Here is a 23,685-nt window from a genome sequence, read left to right as displayed (position 1 = left end):
TCGGCCGCGCCTGCACTCGCAGGGTTAGTAGGCGTATTCCATGAAGACCGGCTCGATCGAGCCGCCCCAGCGCGTGTGGTAGGCGGAGAGCATCTCCTCGGCGCTGGTGGTGCCGCGTGCGACCACTTCATCGAGCGTGTTGATGAACGAGGTCTCGTCATAGCCGTCGCGGTTCTTGCGGCCACGGTTCTTCAGGCCCATGCGTGAGATGACCATCACGTCGCGGGCGATCTCGCGCAGCGTGGTGTTGCGGAAGGACGCGGAAATGCCCTGTTCCGGCACCGCGTTGCGCATCGTCAGCACTTCGTCATATGTCCAGCTTGAAGTCAGCGCCTCGGCGGCATCGAGCGCTGCCTCGTCATAGAGCAATCCGACCCAGAAAGCCGGCAATGCGCAGATGCGCCGCCATGGCCCGCCATCGGCGCCGCGCATCTCGAGGAAACGCTTCAGCCGCACGTCCGGGAACAGCGTCGACAGATGGTTCGCCCAGTCGCCCATCGTCGGCAGCCCATCCGGCACTTCATTGCGCGCGGCGCCGGCCATGAACTGGCGGAAGGTGATGTGCGTCATGTCGTGATAGTGGCCGTCGCGGATGACGAAATACATCGGCACGTCGAGCGCCCATTCGACATAGTCGGCGAAACCGAAATCGGGCGAGAAGCAGAATTCGAGCAGACCCGAGCGCTGGTTGTCGGTGTCGCGCCAGATGTCGCCGCGCCAGCTCTGCAATCCGTTCGGCCGGCTCTCGGTGAACGGCGAATTGGCGAACAATGCCGTCGACAGCGGCTGCAGCTTCAGCGACACCTGCATCTTGCGGCGCATGTCGGCTTCGCTCTCGAAGTCGAGGTTCACCTGGATCGTGCAGGTGCGGTACATCATGTCGAGACCCTTGGTGCCGACCTTGGGCATGTAGCGCGTCATGATCTCATAGCGCGACTTCGGCATTTTCGGCGTCTCGGCCAGCGACCATTTCGGGCTGCCGCCAAGGCCGAGAAAGCGGATGCCCATCGGCTCGGCGATCTCGCGCACCTGCGCCAGATGCGCATTCCCCTCGCGGCAGGTCTGGTGGATCGTCTCCAGCGGCGCGCCTGACAGCTCGAACTGGCCACCCGGCTCTAGCGAAATCGCACCCTGGCCGGTCGGTTCGACCAGGCCGATGATGCGGCCGTCATCGATGATCGGATCCCAGCCGAGTTTCTGCTGCATGCCTTCGAGGATGGCGCGGATGCCGCGCTCGCCGCCATAGGGCACAGGCGCGTTGCCGTCGACATAGAACGGGAATTTCTCGTGCTCGGTGCCGATGCGCCATTTGTCGCGCGGCTTGTTGCCTTCGGCCAGATGCTCGACGAGTTCACCGACGCCTTCGATAGGGCGGAAATCGGTTGTGTCGCGCGCCATGATAGAGCCCTCCGCACATAATCCCGAAGATCGGCTTTCGATTTTCGGAAAGGATCACGTGCCCCTTCAAGTGTTACAGCGTCCTTTGCGCGTCCGAAAGGACACGCGGAGTTGTAGGACGGTCGGACGACCGCCGGCGCTAGATGGACGAAATGTCAGTAGTCGATCAAGCAAAAAATCCTGAGCCACAGGTCAACAGGAATTGAACGATACTGCGCTCTCCGTCCCTTGCAAGGAATGAAGTCTCACCAGTCTCCGACGGTTGCCTGGATCACCGAAAGTGCTGCCACCGCCGCCGTATCGGCGCGCAGGATACGCGGTCCGAGCGGAATGGCCGTGACGAAGGGCAGGGCGCGCAGCATCTTGCGCTCGTCATCGGAGAAGCCGCCCTCCGGCCCGACCAGCAGCCCGAGCTTCTTTTCCTTGACCGCCTGCAGAGCCGGCAGCGGATTGTTGGTCGAGGCGTCCTCGTCGCAGAAGATCAGCCGCCGCTCTCTGTCCCAGCCGATCAGCAGGCGGTCGAACTTTTCGGCTTCACGCACCTCCGGCACCGCCAGGATGCCGCACTGTTCGGCGGCCTCGACGACATTGGCGCGCAGGCGATCGATGGAAGGTTTTGCCACTTGCGTGTGCTGGGTGATCACCGGCTGCAGGACACCGGCGCCCATTTCGACCGCCTTCTGCACGAGATAGTCAAGCCGGCCCTGCTTCAGCGGCGCAAAGCAGTAGATGAGATCGGGCAACGGCGGCTGCGGCCGTTGCAGCGCCAGCACCTTCAGCCGCACCGCCCTTTTTGTCTTCGCCGCGATGGCCGCCGACCATTCACCGTCACGACCGTTGAACACCAGGATTTCAGCGCCTTCGCCAAGCCGCAGCACATGCAGCAGATAGTGGCTCTGCTGCTGACCGGCATCGAACTCGATCTCGGGCCCGAGGTCGTCGGGCACGAAAAGGCGTTGCATCTTGTAATTGGCGCGCATCGCGGAGGAATGAGCGAGCCGCCCGCCGGCGTCAAGCCTCGGCGGTCGGATGCCACACCGGTCGAAAGCCATGCTGCAGGACGGCGAGCGTCGTGGCCGGCGTCAGCAGCGCAAGCGCCTTGCCTTCGAGCAGGCTGAAATCGCCGGGTGGGCCATATCCGGCAAAAGACCAGCGGAGTGCCTTGCCGCCGCGCAAGGCATAGGCGGTGCCGCCGTCAGCAAGCATCGCACCGTCGGGAAGACCGGCAAGGTCCTCGAGGGCCAGTGTCGGTGGCTTGCCACCGGACGCCAGCCGCTCCTTGTGCAGCCGCTTGTCGGCCTGCGGCGCGCGTGGCTCGGCAATGCCGAAGGCATGGCCGAAGCGGCCGACGAAATCCTTGGCCCGTTCGCGCTGGCAAAAGAAGCAGGGCCGATGCCCGGCCGCCAGCGCCGTTACCTCGTCGAGGAAGAACAGCTCGGTCCAGCCCGCTTTGCCACCCAAATGGTCGTCGCTCTTCAGGTTGCGGCCCATCGGCTCGCGCCGCACGTCGCGGAATTGGCAGACGCAGATGATCCAGGCCGGAAGCGCCCAGCGCTTTTTCAGCAGCGTCTTTGTCTCGGGATCGTGGATGATGCCGCGATTGCCGGTGAACAGCCCGCGCTCGGGCACGGCGCGGATGGCGCCGAACGGATCGACCCGGTTCTGCAGTGGCATAGTTTTCTCCCGCAACACGCATCTTGGCTGCAATGCTGGTGGCATGATATCGCTCCTCGCATCATTTTCATGTCAGCAGGGTTTTGCGATGCGGGTGCTGGTGGTCAAGAACTACGACAATACCGGCCTTGGCCAGGTAGGTGCGGCCCTGGCGGAAGCGGGTGCCGACCTCGATCTGCGTTTGCCCTACAAGGGCGATCCCCTGCCGGATGATGCGGCCGGGCACGATGCCATGGTGGTGCTCGGCGGTGGCCAGAATGCGCTGGACGACGACGATTATCCTTATTTCCCGGCTCTGCTCGAACTGACCCGCGATTTCGCCGACAAGGACCGTGCCGTGCTCGGCATCTGCCTCGGCAGCCAGCTCGTTGCCCGCGCCTTCGGTGGCGAGAACCGCATCGGTGGCGCCAACGAGTTCGGCTGGCACGGCGTGTCGCTGACCCCGGACGCCAAGGCCGATCCGGTGCTGGGCGCGTTGCCGGACAAATTCCCGATCTTCCAGTGGCACGACGACACGTTCGTGCTGCCTGAGAACGCAGTGCGGCTCGCCGGCAATGATGTCGCCGAGAACCAGGCGTTTCGCGTCGGCCGCGCCGTCTACGGCTTCCAGTTCCATTTCGAGGCCGACCGGCCGATGGTGCAGGACTGGAGCACGTCCTTTGCCCCGACCATCGCCGCGCGTCATCCCGACTGGGCTGGCAAGCTCGATGGCGAAATGGCCCGCAACGGGCCTGATGCCGACGCTGCCGGCCTGGCCATTGCCCGCGCCTGGGTGGCGACGATCTGAGCGTCCTCCCTCGGCGCCCTGCCACGTGACATAATTGGCACGCGGCGGTGAAACCGCCTGGGGAAAACCCCTTTCATCCTTGGCTTGTGTCCGCCCGTCATCCTAGAAGGCGCGCGCTCTGCATCGGCTATGCAACCGCGATGAACCTTTGGTGTGACCCGCGCGACACACCGTCGATACAGAACGCGCCTAGAAGCGCGAAATCGTCGAAACTTTGAAGCGAATTCTCCGTTTCAACGCATTGGTAACCGCCTGGTGCACAGATGCAGCAAGCTCAACAAGAGATGACGTCCGTGAAAGCAGCGCTTCTGTCCTTTGCCATGTTGTCCGCCATCGTGCTGTGCGGCCTCGGCATCTATTCCGCCGACGCAGCCAACAACCACAACGCCGTCGACGGTTACGGCGTCACCGCCTCGCTTCGCTAAAAGCCAGAGCGTTTTTCGCGTCCCTGGACGCGCCGCGCTCAAGCTCCCTTCGTCGTCCCAGCCTCCTTGATCGTTATCGTCAGGATGCGTTTGTCCGGGCCGTCGACGACGAGCGCGCTGAGCATGCCTGATTGCCAGGCAAGCGTGTCGACATTGACGCGGTTGGCCATCACTTCCGCTTCCGGCACCGGCGTGTGTCCGTGCACCACGATCTTCGGGAACAGGCCCGGATAATTGTGGAAGATGTCGCGGATCCACATCAGATCCTGCGGATTTTGCCTTGCCAGCGCGATGCCCGGCCTGATGCCCGCATGGCAGAAGAAGAAATCCCCGAGCGTCAGCGAAAGCCGCAGCGACCGCAAGAAATCGATATGGGTTTGCGGCACCGCCTCGACCAGGGATTCATGTCCTTTGCGCACGGCGGCCTCGGCTTTGCCGAACCACATGCTGGTGCCTTCACTGATCGCCACGCCGTAGGACAGCGCCGTCTGGATGCCGCCGAAACGGATGAAAAGCCCTTCCGGGTCGGGCTTCTTGAGAAAGTCGAGAAAGCCGACGTCGTGGTTGCCGGCCAGCATCACATGGCGCGGGTCGCGCTCTCGCGCCTCGATCAGGAAGTCGATGACGCCTTTGGAGTCCGGTCCACGGTCGACATAGTCGCCAAGATGGATGACGCGCCAGTCGGCAGGCGCATCCCGCTCGATCTCATCCTCGATCCGCTGATGCATGGCGGCCAGCAGGTCAAGCCGGCCATGCACGTCGCCGATAGCGTAAAGACGCACACCTTCCGGCCCATGCGCGTCGAGAAAATGGATGCCGGGTTCTGCCAACTCTGCGCCGTCTCCGTGGTCAGGCTGTCACGGACTTAGCGCCGGAGCTGGTCCTTGCCCATGTCGGTGACCAGACGCTTTCCGCACAGAGCCAGCGTGATGTCCATCTCCTTGCGGATGATTTCCAATGCCTTGGTAACTCCTTCCTTGCCGAGCGCACCCAGGCCGTAGAGAAATGGCCGGCCGATATAGGTACCCTTGGCGCCGAGGCAGAGCGCCTTCAGCACATCCTGGCCGGAGCGGATGCCGCCATCCATGTGCACTTCGATCGTGTCGCCGACCGCGTCGGCAATCTCCTCCAGCGCCATGATCGAAGACGACGCGCCGTCGAGCTGTCGCCCGCCATGGTTGGAGACGATGATGGCGTCGGCGCCGGTCTTGGCCGCCATCAGCGCATCTTCCTTGTCGAGAATGCCCTTGAGGATCAGCTTGCCGCCCCAGCGTTCCTTGATCCAGGCGACATCCTTCCATGACAGATGCGGATCGAACTGCTCGGTCGTCCAGGAGGACAACGAGGCGACGTCGCCGACGCCCTTGGCATGGCCGACAATATTGCGGAAGGTGCGGCGCTTCGTGCCGGCCATGCCCATCCACCAGCGCGGGCGAATGGCGATGTCGGCGATGTTGGCCAGCGTCATCCTGGGCGGCGCCGAAAGTCCGTTGCGGACATCCTTGTGGCGTTGTCCGAGGATCTGCAGGTCGAGCGTCAGCACCAGCGCCGAGCACTTCGCCGCCTTTGCCCGGTCGATCAGGTCGAGCACGAAATCCTTGTCGCGCAGCACATAGAGCTGGAACCAGAATGGCTTGCTGGTCACCGAGGCGACATCCTCGATCGAGCAGATGCTCATCGTCGACAGGGTAAATGGCACGCCGAACTCCTCGGCCGCCTGCGCCGCCAGCATCTCGCCATCGGCATGCTGCATGCCGGTCAGGCCGGTCGGCGCCAGCGCCACCGGCATTGCCACCTTTTCGCCGATCATGGTCGATTCCAGCGAGCGGTTGCTCATGTCGACCAGCACGCGCTGGCGGAATTTGATCTTGGCGAAATCCTCCTCGTTGGCCCGGTAGGTGCTTTCCGTCCAGGCGCCGGAATCGGCGTATTCGAAGAACATTTTTGGTACGCGCCGGCGCGCGAGGTCCTTGAGATCGGCGATGGTGAGGATTTGGCTCATGAGGGTCCCCGCTTATCAGTCGTGGAAGCGTCTGCGTGTGGGTTCATCTGGCCCCTTCAGACCGTTGCCTGAGCCTCAGCCGCGAGACGCGTTGCCAGTCGCCGCTGCGCTCGGCCTCGGCCATCGACCGCTCGACATAGATCATGTGGTCCATCGCCGCTTGCCGCGCGGCCGCAGGGTCACCGGCCTTCACCGCGGCATGGATCGCCCGGTGCTGGGCAAGCAGCGCGTCGCGCGCGCCGGGCACGGTGAACACCAGCAGCCGGTTCTGGAACACGCCTTCCGACAGAAGCCGGTAGCAGGAGCGCAGCGTGTGCAAGAGCAGGATGTTGTGCGCGCACTCGCAGATCGCGTGGTGGAACTCGACATCGATTTCGGCTTCGTCGTCGAAATCGCCGGTCCGGTGCGCTTCGTCCATGCGCGCCATGATGCGGTCGAGCAGCGCCAGATCCTCCGGCGTGGCGCGTCGCGCCGCATACTCGGCCGCGACGCCCTCGATCTCGCGGCGGTATTCCAGGTAGTCGGCCACCGCCTTGCGATGCATCGAGATCAGGTCCGCCACCGGCTTGGTGAACAGCTGGCCAATGATGTCGGCGACATGCGTGCCGCCGCCGGCCTTGGTCGTCAAAAGGCCGCGCCCTTCGAGCGCCTTGAGAGCATCGCGCAGGATCGGCCGCGACACGTCGAACTGGCGTGCGAGCTCGCGCTCGCCAGGCAACCGGTCGCCGGTGCGCAGTACGCCTTCCAGGATGAGGCTCTCGATCTGCTGCACCACCTCGTCGGCGGTGCGCGAATGCTCGATCCTGGAAAAAATGTCGCTCAACAGAATGCCTGGAAGGTGAACCGCTGTCGTGCAGGATAAAGCCTGCGTCGCCAACTGGTCAAATTATTTATCCAATTGGTCGAAGCGGGTCGATTTTGACGCCTGACGCCATATCGTCTTCGGCTAAACTTTGCTGTTTGCGTCATCTGGCCATTGGCCCTAGAGGGACGCAATGTAAGAGGGTCTAGAGAACCCCGGGGGACAAGCCGTGTCAGACGACCCGTCCAATCTCGAGTTCCAGCCGCGCGCCAAGGGCAGCGTCATGGGTTTTCCCGCGCATGAGGGCCGGCCCGGTGCGCTTGGCGAGGTCCATGCCCGGCCGCATCCGCTGATCGACAAGCCGCGTGTCCTGGTGCAACTCGCCTTCATGACCGAGGGCGGATCCGGTGTCGACCATGCGGTGCTGTCCGAACTGTCGCGGCGTCTGGGCATTGCCGCGCCCGACCGCCAGGCCCGCCACCACGCCATGAAGTGGGGCAAGGGCTCGCTGCGCTGGGAGCGGCACACGGAATTCTCGACCTACCTGTGGGAAGGCCCGCTCTCCGAAAGCGGCAGGGCGCTGGAGGACTCGCCGTTCGGCAACGGGTTTTCCCCGCCGGGAACCGTCATCTCGGGGATCAGGCTCGAAATCCGCAAGTGGACGCAAGCGAGTGAGCGGCTGATCGCCGGCTTCGACCCGACCAGCCTGTGCTATTCGCTGGTCGAACGCGGCAACGCCGCCATCGTCACCGATTTCCGCCAGGATGGCGACGGCATGACCCGCATGTTGGTGCTCGACCGCGGCCTGACGCCGGCGCGAACCGGGGCGCTGTCGCAACGGCTGATCGACATCGAAACCTACCGAACGCTGGCCATGCTCGGCCTGCCATTGGCGCTCACCCTGTCCGGCCGCGCCCGCCGCATCGAGGACAGGCTGGCGCAGACCACGCTGGAAATGAAGGTCGCCGAAACCCGCGATAGCCAGACGCTGCTGGCCGACCTGACCGAGCTTGCCGCCGAGTTGGAAGCGGACGCCGCGTCGAGCCTCTACCGTTTCGGCGCCAGCCGCGCCTATGACGGCATCGTCGTCGAGCGCCTGGAGGCGCTCGACGAAGAAGCCGTGCCCGGCTACGACACCTGGGGTGGGTTCCTGCAGCGCCGCGTCGCACCGGCCATGCGCACCTGCCGTTCGGTCGAGGAGCGCCAGGCCAATCTGTCGCGCAAGCTGACCCGCGCCACGACGCTGCTGCGCACCTGGGTCGATGTCGAGGTCGAGAAGCAGAACCGCGACCTGCTGGCGTCGATGAACAATCGCGCCCGCCTGCAACTGCGCCTGCAGCAGACCGTCGAAGGCCTCTCGGTCGCCGCGGTCTCCTATTATGTGGTCGGCCTCGTCGGCTATGTCGCCAAGGGCGCCTCGATCTTCGGCCACGCCTTTGCGCCGGAGGTCGTCACCGCCGCTTCGGTTCCCGTCGCCATTCTGCTGGTCTGGTGGGGCGTGCGCCGCGTGCGCCGGATGCATTCCGAACCTGGCAAGCCGGCGGGCGAATAGGGCTGTACCCGCAGCGGCAGATTGCCGCTGCGGAAGCCTGTCCGGCGGTGACTTTGGACTTTCCGCCAAAGCGGGATTTGCAACCACCGCGCTTCACTGGTAAAAGATTTTGACCAGTCAAGCAAAACGAGGCTGCAGATGTCCGGCCTGGCCATGCCGAAACCAGACGACGCCACGATGCGCCGGCGCGACGAGATCGTCGCCGACATGCGCATCATCGTCCCGGGCGAGGGCGTCGTCGACGCTGCCAATTCCATGCGGGCCTTCGAGAGCGATGGCCTGACAGCCTATCGGCAGCTGCCGCTGGTCGTCGTGCTGCCACAGACGGTGGCGCAGGTTTCCCGCGTGCTGAAATACTGCAACGACCGCAACATCCGCGTCGTGCCGCGCGGCTCCGGCACCTCGCTGTCTGGCGGCGCATTGCCGCTCGAGGACGCGGTGCTGCTGGTCATGAGCCGCTTCAACCGCATCCTGGAGATCGATTTCCCCAACCGCGTCGTCGTCGCCCAGCCGGGCGTCACCAATCTCGGCATAACCACCGCCGTCGAGCAGGAGGGCTTCTACTACGCCCCCGACCCATCCTCCCAGATCGCCTGCTCGATCGGCGGCAATGTCGCAGAAAATTCCGGCGGCGTGCACTGCCTGAAATACGGCCTCACCGTCAACAATGTGCTCGGCATCGAGATGGTGCTGATGAATGGCGAGGTGGTGCGGCTCGGCGGCAGTCACCTCGATGCGGAAGGTTACGACTTGCTCGGTGTCATGACCGGCTCCGAAGGGCTGCTCGGCGTCGTCACCGAAGTCACCGTGCGCATCCTGAAAAAGCCGGAGACCGCACGCGCCCTGCTGATCGGCTTTCCGACCAGCGAGCAGGGCGGCCAGTGCGTCGCCGACATCATCGGCGCCGGCATCATTCCGGGCGGCATGGAAATGATGGACCGGCCGGCGATCCATGCCGCGGAAGATTTCGTCCATGCCGGCTATCCCCTGGATGTCGAGGCGCTGCTGATCGTCGAACTCGACGGGCCGAGTGTCGAGGTCGATCACCTGATCGGCCTTGTCGAAGCTATCGCCTACAAGAACGGTTCGACCACCTGCCGCATCTCGCAGTCGGAGCAGGAGCGGTTGAGCTTCTGGGCCGGCCGCAAGGCGGCCTTTCCGGCGGTTGGCCGCATCTCGCCCGACTATTACTGCATGGACGGCACCATCCCGCGCAAGGAACTGCCGCGCGTGCTTGCCGGCATGCGCGAGCTGTCGGAGACATACGGTCTCGGCGTCGCCAATGTCTTTCACGCCGGCGACGGCAATCTGCATCCGCTGATCCTTTACGACGCCAATGTGCCCGGCGAACTCGACAAGGCCGAAAGCTTCGGCGCCGACATATTGCGGCTCTGCGTCAAGGTCGGCGGCGTGCTCACCGGCGAACACGGCGTTGGCGTCGAGAAGCGCGACCTGATGCCGGAGATGTTCAACCAGATCGACCTCGACCAGCAGATGCGGGTCAAATGCGCTTTCGACCCCAATCATCTTTTGAATCCCGGCAAGGTCTTCCCGCAGCTTCGCCGCTGCGCCGAACTCGGCCGCATGCACATTTCCGGCGGCAGGCTGCCGTTTCCGGACATTCCGAGGTTTTGAGGGGAAATGTCGGCGCTTGAACACCCCCCTCTGTCCTGCCGGACATCTCCCCCGCAAGGGGGGAGATTGGCTGGCCGCAATGCTGGTGCTTATCCTTCAACCAAAGGAGTTTGCGAAAGCCGTGGTGACGATCTGATCTCTCCCCTTGCGGGGGAGATGTCCGGCAGGACAGAGGGGGGTGGGAAGGATCGCGGCATCTCCACATCTCTGTTTGGCGCAGGCATCGCCCAATACCCGAGTGAGGTTTGAATTGCTGTTCAAACAATCCTCGCTGGACAAGATCGCGCGCAAGGAAGTGACGCTCGCCTTTCGCCGCTGGAAGCGGCCGACGGTCAAGGCCGGCGGGCGGGTGAGGACGGCGTCGGGCGTCGTGCTGATCGGCGATATTGCGATTGTGGACATGTCCGCACTGACGGAAAAGGACGCAACTGCGGCCGGCTTTCCGGCACTCGGAGCTCTTCAGGAGATGCTGGGCTCCGATGACGGCACCCCGGTCTACCGCATCGAACTCAACGGTATCGAACCCGACGAACGCGTTGCCTTGCGTGGCGAGGCCTCGCTTTCCGATGCGGATTGGCACGCCCTGACCGCACGATTTGCGCGCTGGGACAAGACCGCACCGGGCCACTTCCCGTCGATCCTGCGGACGATCGGCGCCCACCCGGAAGTGCGGGCGGCTGAGCTGGCTGCGATGGCCGGCGTCGAAACGCTGAAATTCAAGCAGGATGTCCGCAAGCTCAAGGAACTCGGCCTCACCGAGAGCCTCGAGGTCGGTTACCGTCTGTCGCCAAGGGGCGAAGCCGTGCTCGAAAAGCTCCGGGAGCACAGGCTTTGACGTCTTTTACCCCGACCACATTGGACGAAGTCCTGTCCACCGTTGCCTGGGCTGCGGCGGAGGAATCTCCGCTGGAAATCCTTGGACATGGTTCCAAGCGCGGCATCGGTCGTCCGCAACAGAGCGAACACACGCTCGACTTGTCCAAGCTTACCGGCGTTACGCTCTATGAGCCCGCCGAACTGGTGCTGTCGGCCAAGGCCGGCACGCCGCTGGCCGACATCGAAAGGCTGCTGGCGGAAAACGCCCAGCAGCTTGCCTTCGAGCCGATGGACTACGGCCCGCTGCTTGGTGGCGAGCCTGGCAAAGGCACCATCGGCGGTGTGCTTGCGGCGAACCTTTCTGGCCCGCGCCGGCTGAAGGCGGGCGCGGCGCGGGATCATATCCTGGGCATCAATGCCGTTTCCGGCCGTGGCGAGGCGTTCAAATCCGGCGGTCGCGTGGTCAAGAACGTCACTGGCTATGACCTGTCGAAGCTGATGGCCAACAGCTGGGGCACGCTGGCCGTGTTCACCGACGTCACCTTCAAAGTGCTGCCCGCCGCCGAGACCGAGGTCACGCTCGCTGTCCGCGGCCTGCTCGACGATGCCGCCGCCGCCGCCATGGCGTTGGCGCTCGGCTCAAGCGCGGAAGTGTCGAGCGCTGCCCATCTGCCGGAGCGCATCGCCGCGCGCGTCGCCGGCGGCACGCTTGGCACCGAGGCCGCGACGTTGCTGCGCGTCGAAGGTTTTGGCCCTTCCGTCGCCTATCGCATCGCCGCTCTGAAAACGCTGCTCGGCAAGGCTGGACCGCTGGAGGAGATTTCCGGCGAGGCTTCACGGCTGATCTGGCGAGATGTGCGCGATTGCAGGCCCTTCGCCGACGGCACCGAGAAGCCGGTCTGGCGTGTGTCGATGACGCCGGGAGAGGGCCACCAGATGGTTCTGACGCTGCGCATGCAGGCCGCTGTCAGCGCGTTCTATGATTGGCAGGGCGGGCTGGTGTGGTTGCGCATGGAAGAGGGCGACCCGGAAGCCGCTTTGCTGCGTGGGCTGTTGAGAAAACATGGCGGCGGCCATGCGACGCTGGTGCGCGCCGCCCGTTCCCATCGCGCCGCCCTGCCGGTTTTCGAGCCGCAGGCGCCGGCGCTGGCCGCACTTAGCGCGCGGCTGAAGCAGGAATTCGACCCAAGAAACATCCTCAATCCCGGCCGCATGGCCTAGGACTAGATCGCGATGCAGACCAATTTTTCGCTTGCCCAGCTTGCCGATCCGCATGTCGCGGAATCGGAGAAGATCCTGCGCAAATGCGTGCATTGTGGCTTCTGCACCGCCACCTGCCCGACCTATGTCACGCTCGGCAACGAGCTCGATTCGCCGCGCGGGCGCATCTACCTGATCAAGGACATGCTGGAGAACGGCCGTCCCGCCGACAAGGAGATCGTCACCCATATCGACCGCTGCCTGTCCTGCCTTGCCTGCATGACCACCTGCCCTTCGGGCGTCAACTACATGCATCTGGTCGACCACGCCCGCGCCCATATCCAGGAGACCTACAAGCGGCCGCTGCTTGACCGCCTGACCCGCACCATGCTCGCTTTCGTGCTGCCCTATCCCGCGCGCTTTCGCGCAGCACTCAGGCTGGCGAGGCTGGGCAAGCCGTTTATTGGCCTGTTCGAACGGGTCCCGGCGCTGAAGCCGCTCAGCGCGATGCTCAAGCTCGCCCCGGCATCGATCCCCGCAGTCTCACCGATGGCCTCGCCGGGTATCCACGCCGGGCAAGGGGCCAAAAAAGGCCGCGTCGCCATCCTCACCGGCTGCGCACAATCCGTGCTTGATCCCGCCATCAACGAAACGACGATTTCGCTTCTGACGCGGCTCGGCATCGAGGTCGTGGTGCCGCCAGGCGAGGGCTGCTGTGGCGCGCTGGTCCATCACATGGGCCGTGAGCAGGCTGCGCTTGCCTCTGCGAGGCAAAATGTCGACGCCTGGACGCGCGCCATCGAACAAAGCGGGCTCGATGCCATCGTCATCACCGCATCCGGCTGCGGCACGACGATCAAGGATTATGGCTTCATGCTCCGTCTTGATCCGGTCTATGCCGACAAGGCGGCGCGGGTGTCGGCGCTGGCCAAGGACATCACCGAGTATCTCTCAGGCATCGAGCTGCCCGAGCCGGTGCGCAAGCCGGGCACGGTCGTTGCCTATCATTCTGCCTGTTCGATGCAGCACGGCCAGAAGATCACCCGCCAGCCGAAGGAATTGCTGACCAAGGCCGGATTCATCGTGCGCGAGCCGCGCGAGGGCCATCTGTGCTGCGGTTCGGCCGGCACCTACAACATCCTGCAATCCGAGATTTCGGCCAAGCTGCGCGACCGCAAGGTGAAAAACATCGAGGCCACGGGGGCCTCGATCGTCGCCACCGGCAACATCGGTTGCATCACACAGATCGCGTCCGCGGCGAAGATGCCGGTGGTGCACACGATCAAGCTGCTCGACTGGGCCTATGGCGGGCCGAAGCCGGAAGGCGTTGCGGAAGACAGCCTGATCGCCGCCGAGTAGGCCTCGTGGCCCGTCTCGGTGCTTACTCGGCCGCCAGCCTGTCGGCCGTGCCGTATGTCGCTTCATAGAGCGCGCGCTGCCGGCTGAGCGCCACCATCGTGTTGCGCAGCAGGATCGCCACCGTGATCGGGCCGACGCCGCCCGGCACCGGCGTGATCCAGGAGGCGACCTCGCGCACGCTTTCGGTGTCGACGTCGCCGACGATACGGCTGGAGCCGTCAGGCCCGATCTCCGAATTGATGCCGATGTCGATGACCGCCGCACCCGGCTTGACCATGTCGGCCTTGATCAGCCGCGGCTTGCCGACGGCGACGAACAGCGCATCGGCGCGACGCGCATGCGCGGCAACCGATCGCGTCATGTGATGGCAGACCGTCACCGTCGCACCTTCGCTCATCAGCAGGAAGGCGATCGGCTTGCCGACAATTTCGGAATGGCCGACGATGACGACTTCCAGTCCCTTGAGGTCGAGGCCGGTCTCCTTCAGCAGCTCGACCGAGGCGGCCGCGGTGCAGGGCGCGAGGTCGAGCTGGTTGTAGACGATGTTGCCGATCGAAGCCGGATGCATGCCCTCGACATCCTTGAGCGGATGCACCGCCGCCTGCAGCGTCCTGACCGGGATATGTGCCGGCACCGGCCGCTGGATGATGATGCCGGTGACCCGCGGATCGGCGTTCAGGCCGTGGATGGCCGCTTCCAGTTCGCCTGATGTGATGGTGGCGGGAAAGCGCCGTTCCTCGAAATCGATGCCGGCCAGTTGCGCCTTGGCGCGCTGGTTGCGCACATAGACATCCACCGCCGCGGTGTCGCCGACGGTGATCGAAATCAGCTTGGGCGGAAACCCCTCGGCTTTGGCGATCGCTGCATCCTCGCGCACGGCGGCAATGATGCGCTGGGCAACCGGGCCGCCCTTGAGATAGCGGCTGTCGTCGGACAGGGACATGGGTGAACTCTTTTGCTTGGTTGCCGCCGACATAGCAAAAGAACATCGCCAAGGGCAGCGCGAAAGCGAACCGTCATGCTTTTTGCGCGACGTGCCGACCAGGGAGTGTCTCGCTGCCCCTCAGGCTCCGGTCGAAACGGAAAGGGCAGCGCGGTTTCCCGTGCTGCCCTTCCTGACTGGCCGCATCCCCATACGGCCCGTCCCCCGTATCTTCAGACTGCCCGCCAAAAGCGAGGTGCTTTGCCGGCCAAGTGATTCGCCGCCGGAACTATATCACCTCGACCGTGGTTCCGACATTGACCCGTTCATAGAGGTCGACGACGTCCTCGTTGCGCATGCGGATGCAACCTGACGACACCGCGCCGCCGATTGTCCATGGCTGGTTGGTGCCATGGATGCGATATTCGGTCGTACCGATATAGAGCGCGCGTGCGCCGAGCGGGTTCTCCAGGCCGCCGGCCAGGTAGGTCGGCAGGTAGCGGCCCTTGGCGGCCTCGCGCTTGATCATCTGCGCCGGTGGGCGCCAGTCCGGCCACTCGCGCTTGTTGGTGATCTTGTGCGTGCCCGACCATTCGAAGCCGGGTTTGCCGGTGCCGACGCCGTAGCGCCGTGCCTTACCGTTCTTCTCGACCAGAAAGAGGAAATTCTGGGTCGTATCGATGACGATCGTGCCCGGCTTCTGTGGGCCGTCATAGGCGACTTCCTGCGGCAGGTAGATCGGGTTGATCTGCGGACGCATGACCATCCGCTTGGAAGGCGGCTGCACGGCCGCCGTCTGCACCCGGTCAGGCTGCCCCGGTTGAGCGTAGCGCAGGCGCGGCTGCTGCACGACCTGGCGGTTCTGGCGAACGATGCCGGGCGCATGGCCAAGCTGCAGCACCCAGGGGGCGGAAAGGTCGGGGCTCACCATAACCGGCGGCCTGTCGGCGTAGCGATCGCCGGCGGTTGAAGGCGTGACGCCCGAGGCAAACACAGCCACGGCGCCGAGCACGGGAAACAGAACTGTCTTCATCGGAACGCACCTTGATCGTCTGATACAACCGGGCGGAACGCCCCCCGGTTTGGCGATCATTGGAGCGCAAGCAGCAACCGAAACATGAATCGGAATGCGTAAAATGCGCTGTTGTCAGTAAACCTTTTGGTGTGGTTACCGCTGGGTTCAGGAATCTGGTAAAGCCGCAGTAAATGCACCGCAAAGGCGCGTTAACGAACGGATTTTTGGCTATGGAAAAGGAAAACACCGGCTTGCTCGCCGGTCCCGACGGTGTCGCGCGTTGCTTCTGGCACGGCAATCTGCCCGACTATCTGCACTACCACGATCATGAATGGGGCCGGCCGGTGGCGGACGACCGCAGGCTGTTCGAAAAGATCTGCCTCGAGGGTTTCCAGTCGGGCCTGTCGTGGCTCACCATCCTGCGCAAGCGCGAGAACTTTCGCGAGGCTTTCGCCAATTTCGAATTCGACAAGGTCGCCGCCCTCACCGACAAGGATGTCGAACGCCTGCTCGGCAATGCCGGCATCATCCGTCATCGCGGCAAGATCGTCTCGACCATCAACAATGCCAAGCGTGCCCGCGAGATGGCCGACGAATACGGCTCGCTGGCCGCCTGGTTCTGGAAGTTCGAACCCGGCAAGGACGAGCGTCCTGAAATCGTCGACCTCGCCCATCTGCGCGCCAACCCGACCACCGCTGTCTCGGTTCGGATATCGAAGGAGCTGAAGAAGCGCGGCTGGAGCTTTGTCGGCCCGACCACGGTCTACGCCTTCATGCAGGCCATGGGCCTGGTCAACGATCATCTCGAGGGCTGCGTCTGCCGCAAGCAAGTCGAGAAAGAGCGAAAGGCTTTCAAGCGGCCGAAGTAGCGGCGCTTGCATCCCCTTGTGATGAGTTCGCCCGAAGGCGTGGGCGGGCTACCTTCAGGTGCCGTTCGCGCTGGCCAGGAAAAGCCCGGCGACAATCGCCACCACCGTGGCCACGGTCGGGTAGATCACCAGCAGGCCGGTCATCAATGCGTCGCGCATGGATGGTCCCTTGCCGGTGTCGGCCGGTATCTCGAACGGACCGGCGGCCTGGCTGACCATTTTCTGGGCGAGGATGTCGGCTGGACGCAGGCGCACGGGCAAGTCGCCTGCGCTGCCGCCGGTGGCATGGATTCTTGCTGTGCTGGTCATGGCCCGAACCCCTTCGTGTCGGCGCGACTTATCGGCTGCGATTGTGTCGGCACGATGCCGCACCCATGGCGGGAATGTTTCATTTTCGGTGCGTTTTTGTTTCGGGGGCGGTTCGCCTCTGCCTTCTCCCGGCAGGGAGAGGCAAGGCGGCAAACCCTTGCCGCACAAAGCTGCATCGGTTAGGACACGCGCGCTGCGGAAATAGGAAATTTCCTATCGCACAGCGCCACGAAACACCGAGTACCCATTCCATGGCCGACAAATCGGAAAAGACGAAAGCGCGGCTGCCGCGCGGTTTTGCCGACCGCAGCGCCGAAGACATCCGCGCCGTCGAGAAGATGATGGCGACGATCCGCTCGGTCTATGAGCTCTATGGTTTCGAACCGGCCGACCAGCCGCTGATCGAATACACCGATGCGCTGGGAAAGTTCCTGCCCGATCAGGACCGGCCGAACGAAGGCGTGTTCTCCTTCCAGGACGATGACGATCAGTGGCTGTCGCTGCGCTATGACCTGACCGCGCCGACGGCGCGCTTCGTCGCCGAGAATTACGAGCGGCTGCCCAAGCCCTATCGCAGCTATCGCTCCGGCTGGGTGTTCCGCAACGAGAAGCCAGGCCCCGGCCGCTTCCGCCAGTTCATGCAGTTTGATGCCGACACGATTGGCACGCCGGGCGTGGCCGCCGACGCCGAGATGGCCATGATGATGGCCGACGTGATGGAAGCGCTCGGCATCAAGCGCGGCGACTATGTCATCCGCGTCAACAACCGCAAGGTGCTGGACGGCGTGCTGGAGGCGATCGGCCTTGGCGGCGACGACAATGTCGGCTGCCGGCTGACGGTGCTGCGGGCGATCGACAAGCTGGACAAGCTAGGGCCTGAAGGCGTGAGACTTCTGCTTGGGCCGGGGCGTTGGGATGGCGGCAAGGAAGGCGAGGGCGACTTCGCCAAAGGCGCCGGGTTGAATGACGGACAAGCCGAGGCGGTTCTTCGCGCGACAGCGAGGAATGCACAGGCCGGTCAGGATTCCAGCGTCAGCACGAATGCGGTCTACCAAGAAGGCGTTGGCGAGCTCTCGACGATCGAAGCCCTGGTCCGGGCAGCGGGATACGCCGAAGACCGCATCGCCATGGACCGTTCCGTCGTGCGCGGCCTCGAATACTATACCGGCCCAGTCTTCGAGGCCGAACTGCTGGCCGAGATCCCCAATGAGGACGGCCAGATCGTCCGCTTCGGCTCGGTCGGTGGCGGCGGCCGCTACGATGGCCTGGTCTCGCGCTTTCGCGGCGAGCCGGTACCGGCGACCGGTTTCTCGATTGGCGTCTCCCGGCTGATGACCGCGCTGAAGAACCTCGGCAAGCTCGACAGCGCCGATGTGATCGCGCCGGTCGTCGTGCTGGTGATGGACAAGGACACCGACAGCCTCGGTCGCTACCAGAAGATGGTGGCGGCGCTGCGTGCCGCCGGCATCCGTTCCGAAATGTATCTCGGCGGGGCCGGCATGAAGGCGCAGCTCAAATATGCCGACCGTCGCGGCTGTCCGGTCGCAATCATCCAGGGCGGCGACGAGCGCGCCAACGGCGAGCTGCAGATCAAGGACCTGATCGAAGGCGCCCGCATGTCGGCTGAAATATCAGACAACGCCGAATGGCGCGCCGCGCGCCCGGCGCAGGTGACGGTGGCGGAAAGCGAACTGGTCGCAGAGGTGAAGAAGATATTGGGGGCACAGGCCGCCGATCGCGTCAAAGGTGGCGCTTGAACACCCCCCTCTGGCCTGCGGGCCATCTCCCCCGCAAGGGGGGAGATTGGATGTCGCGAGCGCTTTCGCCAATCTTCAACGTTGGAAAAAAGGCGCGGGGCTTGCAACTGCCGATCTCCCCCCTTGCGGGGGAGATGGCCGGCAGGCCAGAGGGGGGTGCCTCGCGCCCATCCGATCAATGACCTCCCGCTACCCCGCCATATCAGCCGATATCATCAACCTCTTCGCCACGCGCAACACGCATGCCGTCGAGGTTGCCGTGTTGCAGCCGGCCGATCCGTTCCTCGACATGGCCGGCGAGGATCTGCGCCGGCGTATTTTCCTCACCGAAAGCGAAACCGGCCAGGCGCTGTGCCTGCGGCCGGAATTCACAATTCCGGTCTGTCTCGACCACATAAGATCGCAGGCTGGCACGCCGCGCCGCTATTCCTATTTGGGCGAGGTGTTCCGTCAGCGCCGCGAAGGCGGCAACGAGTTCTTCCAGGCCGGCATCGAGGATTTGGGCGATCGCGACACCGCCGAAGCCGATGCCCGTTCGCTGGCCGACGCACATGCGCTGCTTGCCCTGGTGCTGCCCCGCCAGGCGCTGGCTATCACGCTCGGCGACCAGACCATTTTCGAGGCGGTGCTGGCCGCCCTTGGGCTGCCGCGCGGCTGGCGCATGCGTCTTGCCCGCGCCTTCGGCTCGGCGCCGATGCTGCAGGCAGCACTCGCCGATCTCGCCAACCCGCCGCGCAACGGCCAGCTCTCCGGTCCGGTCGCCGCGCTCGTCCTCGACGGCGATCTGGAAGGTCTGTCCGCCCACATCGCCGGCGGCATGGAAGAGGCCGGCCTGTCGGCTTCCGCCGGCCGATCGCCGGCCGAGATTGCACGGCGGCTGATCGAGAAAGCTGAATTGCGCAGCGTGCGGCTGTCCAACGAGGCCTTCGCGGCGCTGAAGAGTTTTCTGGCCATCGACGTGCCGCTCGATGGCGCGGCCCAGGCGTTGGCGACCTTCGCCGGTGGTGCCGGGCTCTCGCTGGGTGCGGCGCTGGAGAATTTCGCCGCCCGCGCCAAGGCGATCGAAGCGCATGGCTTGCCGACGGGAAGAATCCGCTACGACGCCGCCTTCGGCCGTCCGCTCGACTATTACACCGGCCTGGTCTTCGAAATCGCGGCGCAAGATGGCGAACGGCCGCTGGTCGGTGGCGGTCGCTACGACCGGCTGCTGACGCTGCTTGGCGCCAAGACGCCGATCCCCGGCGTCGGCTTTTCCGTCTGGCTCGATCGCATCGACGCATTGCGGGAGACGGCGCCATGATCACCCTGGCAATTCCGTCGAAAGGCCGGCTCAAGGAGCAGGCGCTGGAGGTACTGGCCAAGGCTGGGCTCGCCGTCAGCCTGCCCGGCGACGAGCGCTCCTATCGCGCCCGCATCGAAGGCTCGGAAGGCATCGAAGTCGCCTTCCTGTCGGCTTCCGAGATTGCTGGCGAGATCGGCCAGGGCGCGGTCGATCTCGGCATCACCGGCGAGGACCTGGTGCGCGAGAACCTTGCCGACTGGGAAACCCGCGCCGAAATCGTCGCCCGTCTCGGCTTCGGCAATGCCGATGTCGTGGTCGCCGTGCCCGACATCTGGCTCGACGTCGACACCATGGCCGATCTTGACGACGTTGCCGCCGATTTCCGCCAGCGCCATGGCCGGCGGCTCAGGATCGCCACCAAATACTGGCGGCTGACGCAGCAGTTCTTCTCGCTGAAACACGGCATCCAGGTCTATCGCATCGTCGAGAGCCTCGGTGCGACCGAAGGGGCGCCGGCGGCGGGCCTGGCCGATGTCATCGTCGACATCACCACCACCGGCTCCACGCTGCGCGCCAATCATCTCAAGGTGCTCGGCGACGGCCTGGTTTTGCGCTCGCAGGCCTGTCTTGTGGCGTCAAAAAAGACACGCGCGGCGGCTGACGAAGCGGTCCTGCGCGATATCGCCACCAGGATGACCGCCATCGTCAGCTGAGGATGCCCTCCAGTACCATCGACGGGATTTCCACCATCCCGGCGGGCTGATAGGCTCGACCCGTCCTGGGAGGAGACAGCGATGCCGATCAATCTCGACGAGCTGAAGAATGCCACCAATTTGCGCGCGCGTGGATCGCGCGATGGCGGTGTCGTCGTGGCACCCGTCGACGGCACGGCGCATGTTTCCGGCGAGCGCACGACGCCGCTGCTCAACAAGACCATACCCGCGCTGTTTTCCGACACCGCCAGCAGATACGCCACGCTCGATGCCGCGGTCTTCGTCGACCAGGACAAGCGCTTGACCTGGAGCGAACTGTCGGACACAGTCGATGCGCTGGCCGCCGGCTTCCTGGCGTTGGGCCTCGAAAAGGGCGATCGCGTCGGCATCTGGTCGCCCAACCGATGGGAATGGCTGGTGACGCAATTCGCCACCGCGCGCATCGGCTTGATTCTGGTCAACATCAATCCGGCCTACCGGCTGACCGAGCTCGACTATGCCTTGAACAAGGTCGGCTGCAAGGCGCTTGTGACAGCGGTCAAGTTCAAGACCTCCGACTATCTCGGCATGATCGAGACGCTGGCGCCGGAGCTCGCGACAGCCACCCCCGGCAAGCTTAAGGCAAAGCAGCTGCCGGCGCTGAAGATCGTCATCCGCATGGGTGAGGACAACTCACCCGGCATGTTCAATTTCGGTGATGTGCTGGCCATGGCCGGGCGCGACGAGCATGACAGCCTCGACCGCATCTCGGAGGGGCTGAAGCCCGGCGACGCCATCAACATCCAGTTCACGTCAGGTACGACAGGGGCACCCAAGGGCGCGACGCTGACCCACAACAACATCGTCAACAACGGCAATTTCGTCACCTCGGCGATCAAGCTGACCGTCGACGACCGGCTGTGCATCCCGGTGCCGCTCTATCACTGCTTCGGCATGTCGATGGGCACCATGGGCTGCGTGTCGAAGGGCGCGACCATGGTTTTCCCGGGCGAGGGGTTCGATGCCGGCGCCACGCTGAAAGCGGTGGCAAATGAGCGCTGCACCGGACTCTATGGCGTGCCGACCATGTTCGTAGCACTCCTCGATCATCCGGACTTCCAGTCCTTCGATCTCTCCAGCCTGCGCACCGGCATCATGGCCGGCTCGCCATGCCCGATCGAGGTGATGAAGAAAGTGGTGTCGCTTATGCATATGTCAGAAGTGACGATCGCCTACGGCATGACCGAGACCAGTCCGGTGTCGTTCCAGAGCGGCGTCGACGACCCGCTGGAAAAACGCGTCTCGACGGTCGGCCGCATCCACCCCCATGTCGAGGTCAAGGCGGTCGATGCCGACGGCGCCACCGTCGCCGTCGGCGCGCCGGGCGAGCTATGCACGCGCGGCTATTCGGTGATGAAGGGCTATTGGGACGACGACGACAAGACCCGCGAAGCGATCGACACCGATGGCTGGATGCACACCGGCGATCTCGCCACCATCGATGCCGAGGGCTATTGCAACATTGTCGGCCGGGTCAAGGACATGGTCATCCGCGGCGGCGAGAACGTCTATCCGCGCGAGGTCGAGGAATTCCTCTACCGCCATCCCAAGGTCAGGGAAGTGCAGGTGTTCGGCATTCCAGACCCAAAATATGGCGAGGAGCTGTGCGCCTGGATCGTGCTCAAGCCAGGCCAGATCGCCACCGAACAGGAGATCAAGGCCTTCTGCTCCGGCCAGATCGCCCATTACAAGATCCCGCGCCACATTCGCTTCCGCACCGAATTGCCGATGACGGTGACCGGCAAACCGCAGAAGTTTTTGATGCGCGAGGCGATGGTCAAGGAACTGGGATTGGTGACGCAGAAGACGGCTTAAGGGGAGCAGCGCTTCGATTTTGAATGCAGCCAAGGTCGCGATCCCGCGGCATCGTTTGGAGCCGCGGGCTGACGTTGTTTGTGAGGGTCGAATGGGGGTCTGCCGGACATTGGCGAAGGTGCTCCCCATGGGTTTTCAGCAAGTTTCGCAGGCGCATGGGGGCTTGAATGAGTGTTTTCCAACGATCGGTCACCTCTTATGCGATGCCCTTGGCCGCCTTGATGATGGCTGTCGCAGTCAGGGCAAGCGGGCTGTCGGTGGATGAAGGTTCGCTGGGCGTCAGGATCCTTGTCGGAGGGCTTTCGAGTGCGATTATGTTCACCACCATTTTCGTGGTGCTCGACCACGCAGAGGCGGTGGCTCGGCGTGTAGGAGAACCCTACGGCACGTTGGTGCTGACTTTTGCCGTGACGGCAATCGAAGTGTCGATCATCGTTTCCATGATGCTGCATGGAGAGAACAACCCCACGCTTGCACGTGAGTCCGTCTTTTCAACGATGATGATTACATCTACCGGCGTTGTCGGCATGTGTCTCGCGCTTGGCGGCTGGCGTCATCGCAAGCAGGCAATTGTTCGACAAGGAACCAGCGCATATTTGGCGGTTCTGGCCGCGCTGACCGTCATGACGCTTATTCTGCCAACCTACACACAAACTACGGGCCCTGGCACATTTTCAGCTGCTCAACTGGGCTTCGTAGCCGTGCTTTCAGTGCTGCTGTATGCAAGTTTTGTGTTCGCGCAGACTGTCCGGCACCGAGACGACTTCGTCCAAGGACAGGAACACGACGTTTCGATGCGGACCGCCCCTCACGAAAGCGTCGCTGTCGGTACTTTGCTCCTGTTGATCGGGCTGATTGGAATTGTCATGCTCGCCGAGCAAGTCGCCGCAGGTGTTGAAGATACGCTCGTTGCCTACCAGGTGACCCAGTCCGACAGTATTGTGGGAGCATTGATCGCCGGGTTGGTTTTGATGCCGGAGGCCATTTCGGCGGTTCGCGCTTCACTTCACAATGAGCTGCAACGCGGCTTGAATGTTGCGATGGGTTCCGCATGCGCTACAATTGGTTTGACAATACCTGCGGTCGCAGCCGCCAGCCTGCTGACGGGGAGAGGCTTAACCCTTGGGCTTCCATCGACTGACGCAGTACTTCTGGTTCTAGCACTCTTCATATGCAACGTAAGTTTTAGTACCGAAAGAACAACATTCCTGACTGGCATGGTCCATATTGTGGTATTTTTTACGTATATATTTCTTATATTTATACCATGACCGGTGCGCCCGGATCCGCGGTTGGCTGTGATTTAGGAGTTCG

At 63.8% G+C, this 23,685-nt stretch carries 22 protein-coding genes; 13 read left to right on the top strand and 9 right to left on the bottom strand.

Annotation, left to right across the window (positions count from 1 at the left end; translation table 11 throughout):
• Positions 1-24: 24 nt before the first annotated feature.
• The 3 genes from AC1D2G_RS27755 to AC1D2G_RS27745 form a co-directional block, all read right to left on the bottom strand.
• Positions 25-1,398 (bottom strand): glutamate--cysteine ligase, encoded by a 1,374-nt coding sequence (locus AC1D2G_RS27755; protein WP_477418043.1) that lies wholly within the window; start codon positions 1,396-1,398, stop codon positions 25-27.
• A 245-nt stretch (positions 1,399-1,643) separates the two neighbouring features.
• Positions 1,644-2,378: a 16S rRNA (uracil(1498)-N(3))-methyltransferase gene (locus tag AC1D2G_RS27750; protein WP_477418041.1), complete on the bottom strand. Its 735-nt coding sequence runs from the start codon at positions 2,376-2,378 to the stop codon at positions 1,644-1,646.
• Positions 2,379-2,409: 31 nt separating this feature from the next.
• Positions 2,410-3,072, bottom strand: coding sequence for a hypothetical protein (locus AC1D2G_RS27745; RefSeq protein ID WP_477418039.1), 663 nt, complete (start codon positions 3,070-3,072; stop codon positions 2,410-2,412).
• An 88-nt stretch (positions 3,073-3,160) separates the two neighbouring features.
• Between AC1D2G_RS27745 and AC1D2G_RS27740 the strand changes: the two genes are divergently transcribed.
• Both AC1D2G_RS27740 and AC1D2G_RS27735 read left to right on the top strand, forming a co-directional pair.
• The gene (locus AC1D2G_RS27740) at positions 3,161-3,859 is read left to right on the top strand and encodes a type 1 glutamine amidotransferase (protein ID WP_477418037.1); all 699 of its coding nucleotides are present in this window, start codon (positions 3,161-3,163) and stop codon (positions 3,857-3,859) included.
• Positions 3,860-4,152: 293 nt separating this feature from the next.
• On the top strand, positions 4,153-4,284 hold the full coding sequence (locus AC1D2G_RS27735; RefSeq protein ID WP_257784452.1) for a hypothetical protein: 132 nt from the start codon (positions 4,153-4,155) through the stop codon (positions 4,282-4,284).
• 38 nt (positions 4,285-4,322) lie between these two features.
• Here AC1D2G_RS27735 and AC1D2G_RS27730 read toward each other — a convergent pair whose 3' ends face one another.
• Genes AC1D2G_RS27730 through AC1D2G_RS27720 form a run of 3 tightly spaced genes read right to left on the bottom strand, consistent with a single transcriptional unit; the run spans position 4,323 to position 7,109 of the window.
• On the bottom strand, positions 4,323-5,114 hold the full coding sequence (locus AC1D2G_RS27730; protein WP_457151380.1) for a metallophosphoesterase: 792 nt from the start codon (positions 5,112-5,114) through the stop codon (positions 4,323-4,325).
• A 35-nt stretch (positions 5,115-5,149) separates the two neighbouring features.
• Positions 5,150-6,286 (bottom strand): alpha-hydroxy acid oxidase, encoded by a 1,137-nt coding sequence (locus tag AC1D2G_RS27725; protein WP_477418035.1) that lies wholly within the window; start codon positions 6,284-6,286, stop codon positions 5,150-5,152.
• A 43-nt stretch (positions 6,287-6,329) separates the two neighbouring features.
• Positions 6,330-7,109, bottom strand: a complete 780-nt coding sequence (locus AC1D2G_RS27720; protein WP_457151378.1) for an FCD domain-containing protein — start codon at positions 7,107-7,109, stop codon at positions 6,330-6,332.
• Positions 7,110-7,317: 208 nt separating this feature from the next.
• Here AC1D2G_RS27720 and AC1D2G_RS27715 point away from each other — a divergent pair, with 208 nt between their 5' ends.
• The 5 genes from AC1D2G_RS27715 to glcF all read left to right on the top strand — a co-directional run bounded on the left by AC1D2G_RS27715 (position 7,318) and on the right by glcF (position 13,650).
• Positions 7,318-8,640 carry a DUF3422 family protein gene (locus AC1D2G_RS27715; protein WP_477290124.1) on the top strand — a complete coding sequence of 441 codons (1,323 nt, stop codon included), beginning with the start codon at positions 7,318-7,320 and terminating at the stop codon, positions 8,638-8,640.
• A gap of 138 nt (positions 8,641-8,778) precedes the next feature.
• On the top strand, positions 8,779-10,275 hold the full coding sequence (locus AC1D2G_RS27710) for an FAD-linked oxidase C-terminal domain-containing protein (RefSeq protein WP_477418033.1): 1,497 nt from the start codon (positions 8,779-8,781) through the stop codon (positions 10,273-10,275).
• A gap of 250 nt (positions 10,276-10,525) precedes the next feature.
• Positions 10,526-11,110 (top strand): ASCH domain-containing protein, encoded by a 585-nt coding sequence (locus tag AC1D2G_RS27705; protein WP_477225535.1) that lies wholly within the window; start codon positions 10,526-10,528, stop codon positions 11,108-11,110.
• Positions 11,107-12,312 (top strand): FAD-binding protein, encoded by a 1,206-nt coding sequence (locus AC1D2G_RS27700; protein WP_477418032.1) that lies wholly within the window; start codon positions 11,107-11,109, stop codon positions 12,310-12,312. Before AC1D2G_RS27705 ends, AC1D2G_RS27700 begins: the two co-directional genes overlap by 4 nt.
• A 12-nt stretch (positions 12,313-12,324) precedes the next feature.
• On the top strand, positions 12,325-13,650 hold the full coding sequence (gene glcF / locus AC1D2G_RS27695) for a glycolate oxidase subunit GlcF (protein WP_477418030.1): 1,326 nt from the start codon (positions 12,325-12,327) through the stop codon (positions 13,648-13,650).
• Between the two features lie 22 nt (positions 13,651-13,672).
• Here the strand turns inward: glcF and AC1D2G_RS27690 are convergent, their stop codons facing one another.
• Together AC1D2G_RS27690 and AC1D2G_RS27685 are read right to left on the bottom strand one after the other, a co-directional pair.
• Entirely contained in the window at positions 13,673-14,593 is a 921-nt protein-coding gene (locus tag AC1D2G_RS27690) for a bifunctional 5,10-methylenetetrahydrofolate dehydrogenase/5,10-methenyltetrahydrofolate cyclohydrolase (RefSeq protein WP_095088843.1), read from the bottom strand.
• A gap of 268 nt (positions 14,594-14,861) precedes the next feature.
• Complete coding sequence (locus AC1D2G_RS27685) at positions 14,862-15,605, bottom strand: L,D-transpeptidase (protein WP_477418028.1); 744 nt, start codon at positions 15,603-15,605, stop codon at positions 14,862-14,864.
• Positions 15,606-15,817: 212 nt separating this feature from the next.
• Here AC1D2G_RS27685 and AC1D2G_RS27680 point away from each other — a divergent pair, with 212 nt between their 5' ends.
• On the top strand, positions 15,818-16,456 hold the full coding sequence (locus AC1D2G_RS27680; protein WP_477418026.1) for a DNA-3-methyladenine glycosylase I: 639 nt from the start codon (positions 15,818-15,820) through the stop codon (positions 16,454-16,456).
• A gap of 54 nt (positions 16,457-16,510) precedes the next feature.
• Here the strand turns inward: AC1D2G_RS27680 and AC1D2G_RS27675 are convergent, their stop codons facing one another.
• Positions 16,511-16,765, bottom strand: a complete 255-nt coding sequence (locus AC1D2G_RS27675) for a hypothetical protein (protein WP_477418024.1) — start codon at positions 16,763-16,765, stop codon at positions 16,511-16,513.
• A 251-nt stretch (positions 16,766-17,016) separates the two neighbouring features.
• Here AC1D2G_RS27675 and hisS point away from each other — a divergent pair, with 251 nt between their 5' ends.
• From hisS to AC1D2G_RS27650, 5 genes are all read left to right on the top strand, one after another.
• Positions 17,017-18,522, top strand: coding sequence for a histidine--tRNA ligase (hisS, locus tag AC1D2G_RS27670; protein WP_477418022.1), 1,506 nt, complete (start codon positions 17,017-17,019; stop codon positions 18,520-18,522).
• A gap of 178 nt (positions 18,523-18,700) precedes the next feature.
• Positions 18,701-19,822: an ATP phosphoribosyltransferase regulatory subunit gene (locus AC1D2G_RS27665; protein ID WP_477418020.1), complete on the top strand. Its 1,122-nt coding sequence runs from the start codon at positions 18,701-18,703 to the stop codon at positions 19,820-19,822.
• Entirely contained in the window at positions 19,819-20,517 is a 699-nt protein-coding gene (gene hisG, locus AC1D2G_RS27660) for an ATP phosphoribosyltransferase (protein WP_477418018.1), read from the top strand. The genes AC1D2G_RS27665 and hisG overlap by 4 nt, the downstream gene beginning before the upstream one ends.
• Positions 20,518-20,598: 81 nt before the next feature.
• Positions 20,599-22,371 carry an AMP-binding protein gene (locus AC1D2G_RS27655; protein ID WP_477418016.1) on the top strand — a complete coding sequence of 591 codons (1,773 nt, stop codon included), beginning with the start codon at positions 20,599-20,601 and terminating at the stop codon, positions 22,369-22,371.
• Between the two features lie 167 nt (positions 22,372-22,538).
• Positions 22,539-23,642, top strand: a complete 1,104-nt coding sequence (locus AC1D2G_RS27650) for a calcium:cation antiporter (RefSeq protein WP_477418014.1) — start codon at positions 22,539-22,541, stop codon at positions 23,640-23,642.
• Positions 23,643-23,685: the final 43 nt, after the last annotated feature.

It is taken from the genome of Mesorhizobium sp. P2_C7 (assembly GCF_056404515.1).
Note: the sequence above shows the minus strand (reverse complement) of the source record. Positions and strands in the feature narration are given on the sequence as shown.

Bases quoted from the DNA above. Each gene is read 5' to 3' on its own strand.
- AC1D2G_RS27725 (WP_477418035.1), bottom strand. From the start codon at position 6,286: ATGAGCCAAATCCTCACCATCGCCGATCTCAAGGACCTCGCGCGCCGG.
- AC1D2G_RS27755 (WP_477418043.1), bottom strand. From the start codon at position 1,398: ATGGCGCGCGACACAACCGATTTCCGCCCTATCGAAGGCGTCGGTGAA.
- glcF (WP_477418030.1), top strand. From the start codon at position 12,325: ATGCAGACCAATTTTTCGCTTGCCCAGCTTGCCGATCCGCATGTCGCG.
- AC1D2G_RS27650 (WP_477418014.1), top strand. From the start codon at position 22,539: ATGAGTGTTTTCCAACGATCGGTCACCTCTTATGCGATGCCCTTGGCC.
- AC1D2G_RS27740 (WP_477418037.1), top strand. From the start codon at position 3,161: ATGCGGGTGCTGGTGGTCAAGAACTACGACAATACCGGCCTTGGCCAG.
- AC1D2G_RS27665 (WP_477418020.1), top strand. From the start codon at position 18,701: ATGACCTCCCGCTACCCCGCCATATCAGCCGATATCATCAACCTCTTC.
- AC1D2G_RS27750 (WP_477418041.1), bottom strand. From the start codon at position 2,378: ATGCGCGCCAATTACAAGATGCAACGCCTTTTCGTGCCCGACGACCTC.
- AC1D2G_RS27690 (WP_095088843.1), bottom strand. From the start codon at position 14,593: ATGTCCCTGTCCGACGACAGCCGCTATCTCAAGGGCGGCCCGGTTGCC.
- hisS (WP_477418022.1), top strand. From the start codon at position 17,017: ATGGCCGACAAATCGGAAAAGACGAAAGCGCGGCTGCCGCGCGGTTTT.
- AC1D2G_RS27680 (WP_477418026.1), top strand. From the start codon at position 15,818: ATGGAAAAGGAAAACACCGGCTTGCTCGCCGGTCCCGACGGTGTCGCG.
- AC1D2G_RS27710 (WP_477418033.1), top strand. From the start codon at position 8,779: ATGTCCGGCCTGGCCATGCCGAAACCAGACGACGCCACGATGCGCCGG.
- AC1D2G_RS27685 (WP_477418028.1), bottom strand. From the start codon at position 15,605: ATGAAGACAGTTCTGTTTCCCGTGCTCGGCGCCGTGGCTGTGTTTGCC.
- AC1D2G_RS27655 (WP_477418016.1), top strand. From the start codon at position 20,599: ATGCCGATCAATCTCGACGAGCTGAAGAATGCCACCAATTTGCGCGCG.
- hisG (WP_477418018.1), top strand. From the start codon at position 19,819: ATGATCACCCTGGCAATTCCGTCGAAAGGCCGGCTCAAGGAGCAGGCG.
- AC1D2G_RS27675 (WP_477418024.1), bottom strand. From the start codon at position 16,765: ATGACCAGCACAGCAAGAATCCATGCCACCGGCGGCAGCGCAGGCGAC.
- AC1D2G_RS27745 (WP_477418039.1), bottom strand. From the start codon at position 3,072: ATGCCACTGCAGAACCGGGTCGATCCGTTCGGCGCCATCCGCGCCGTG.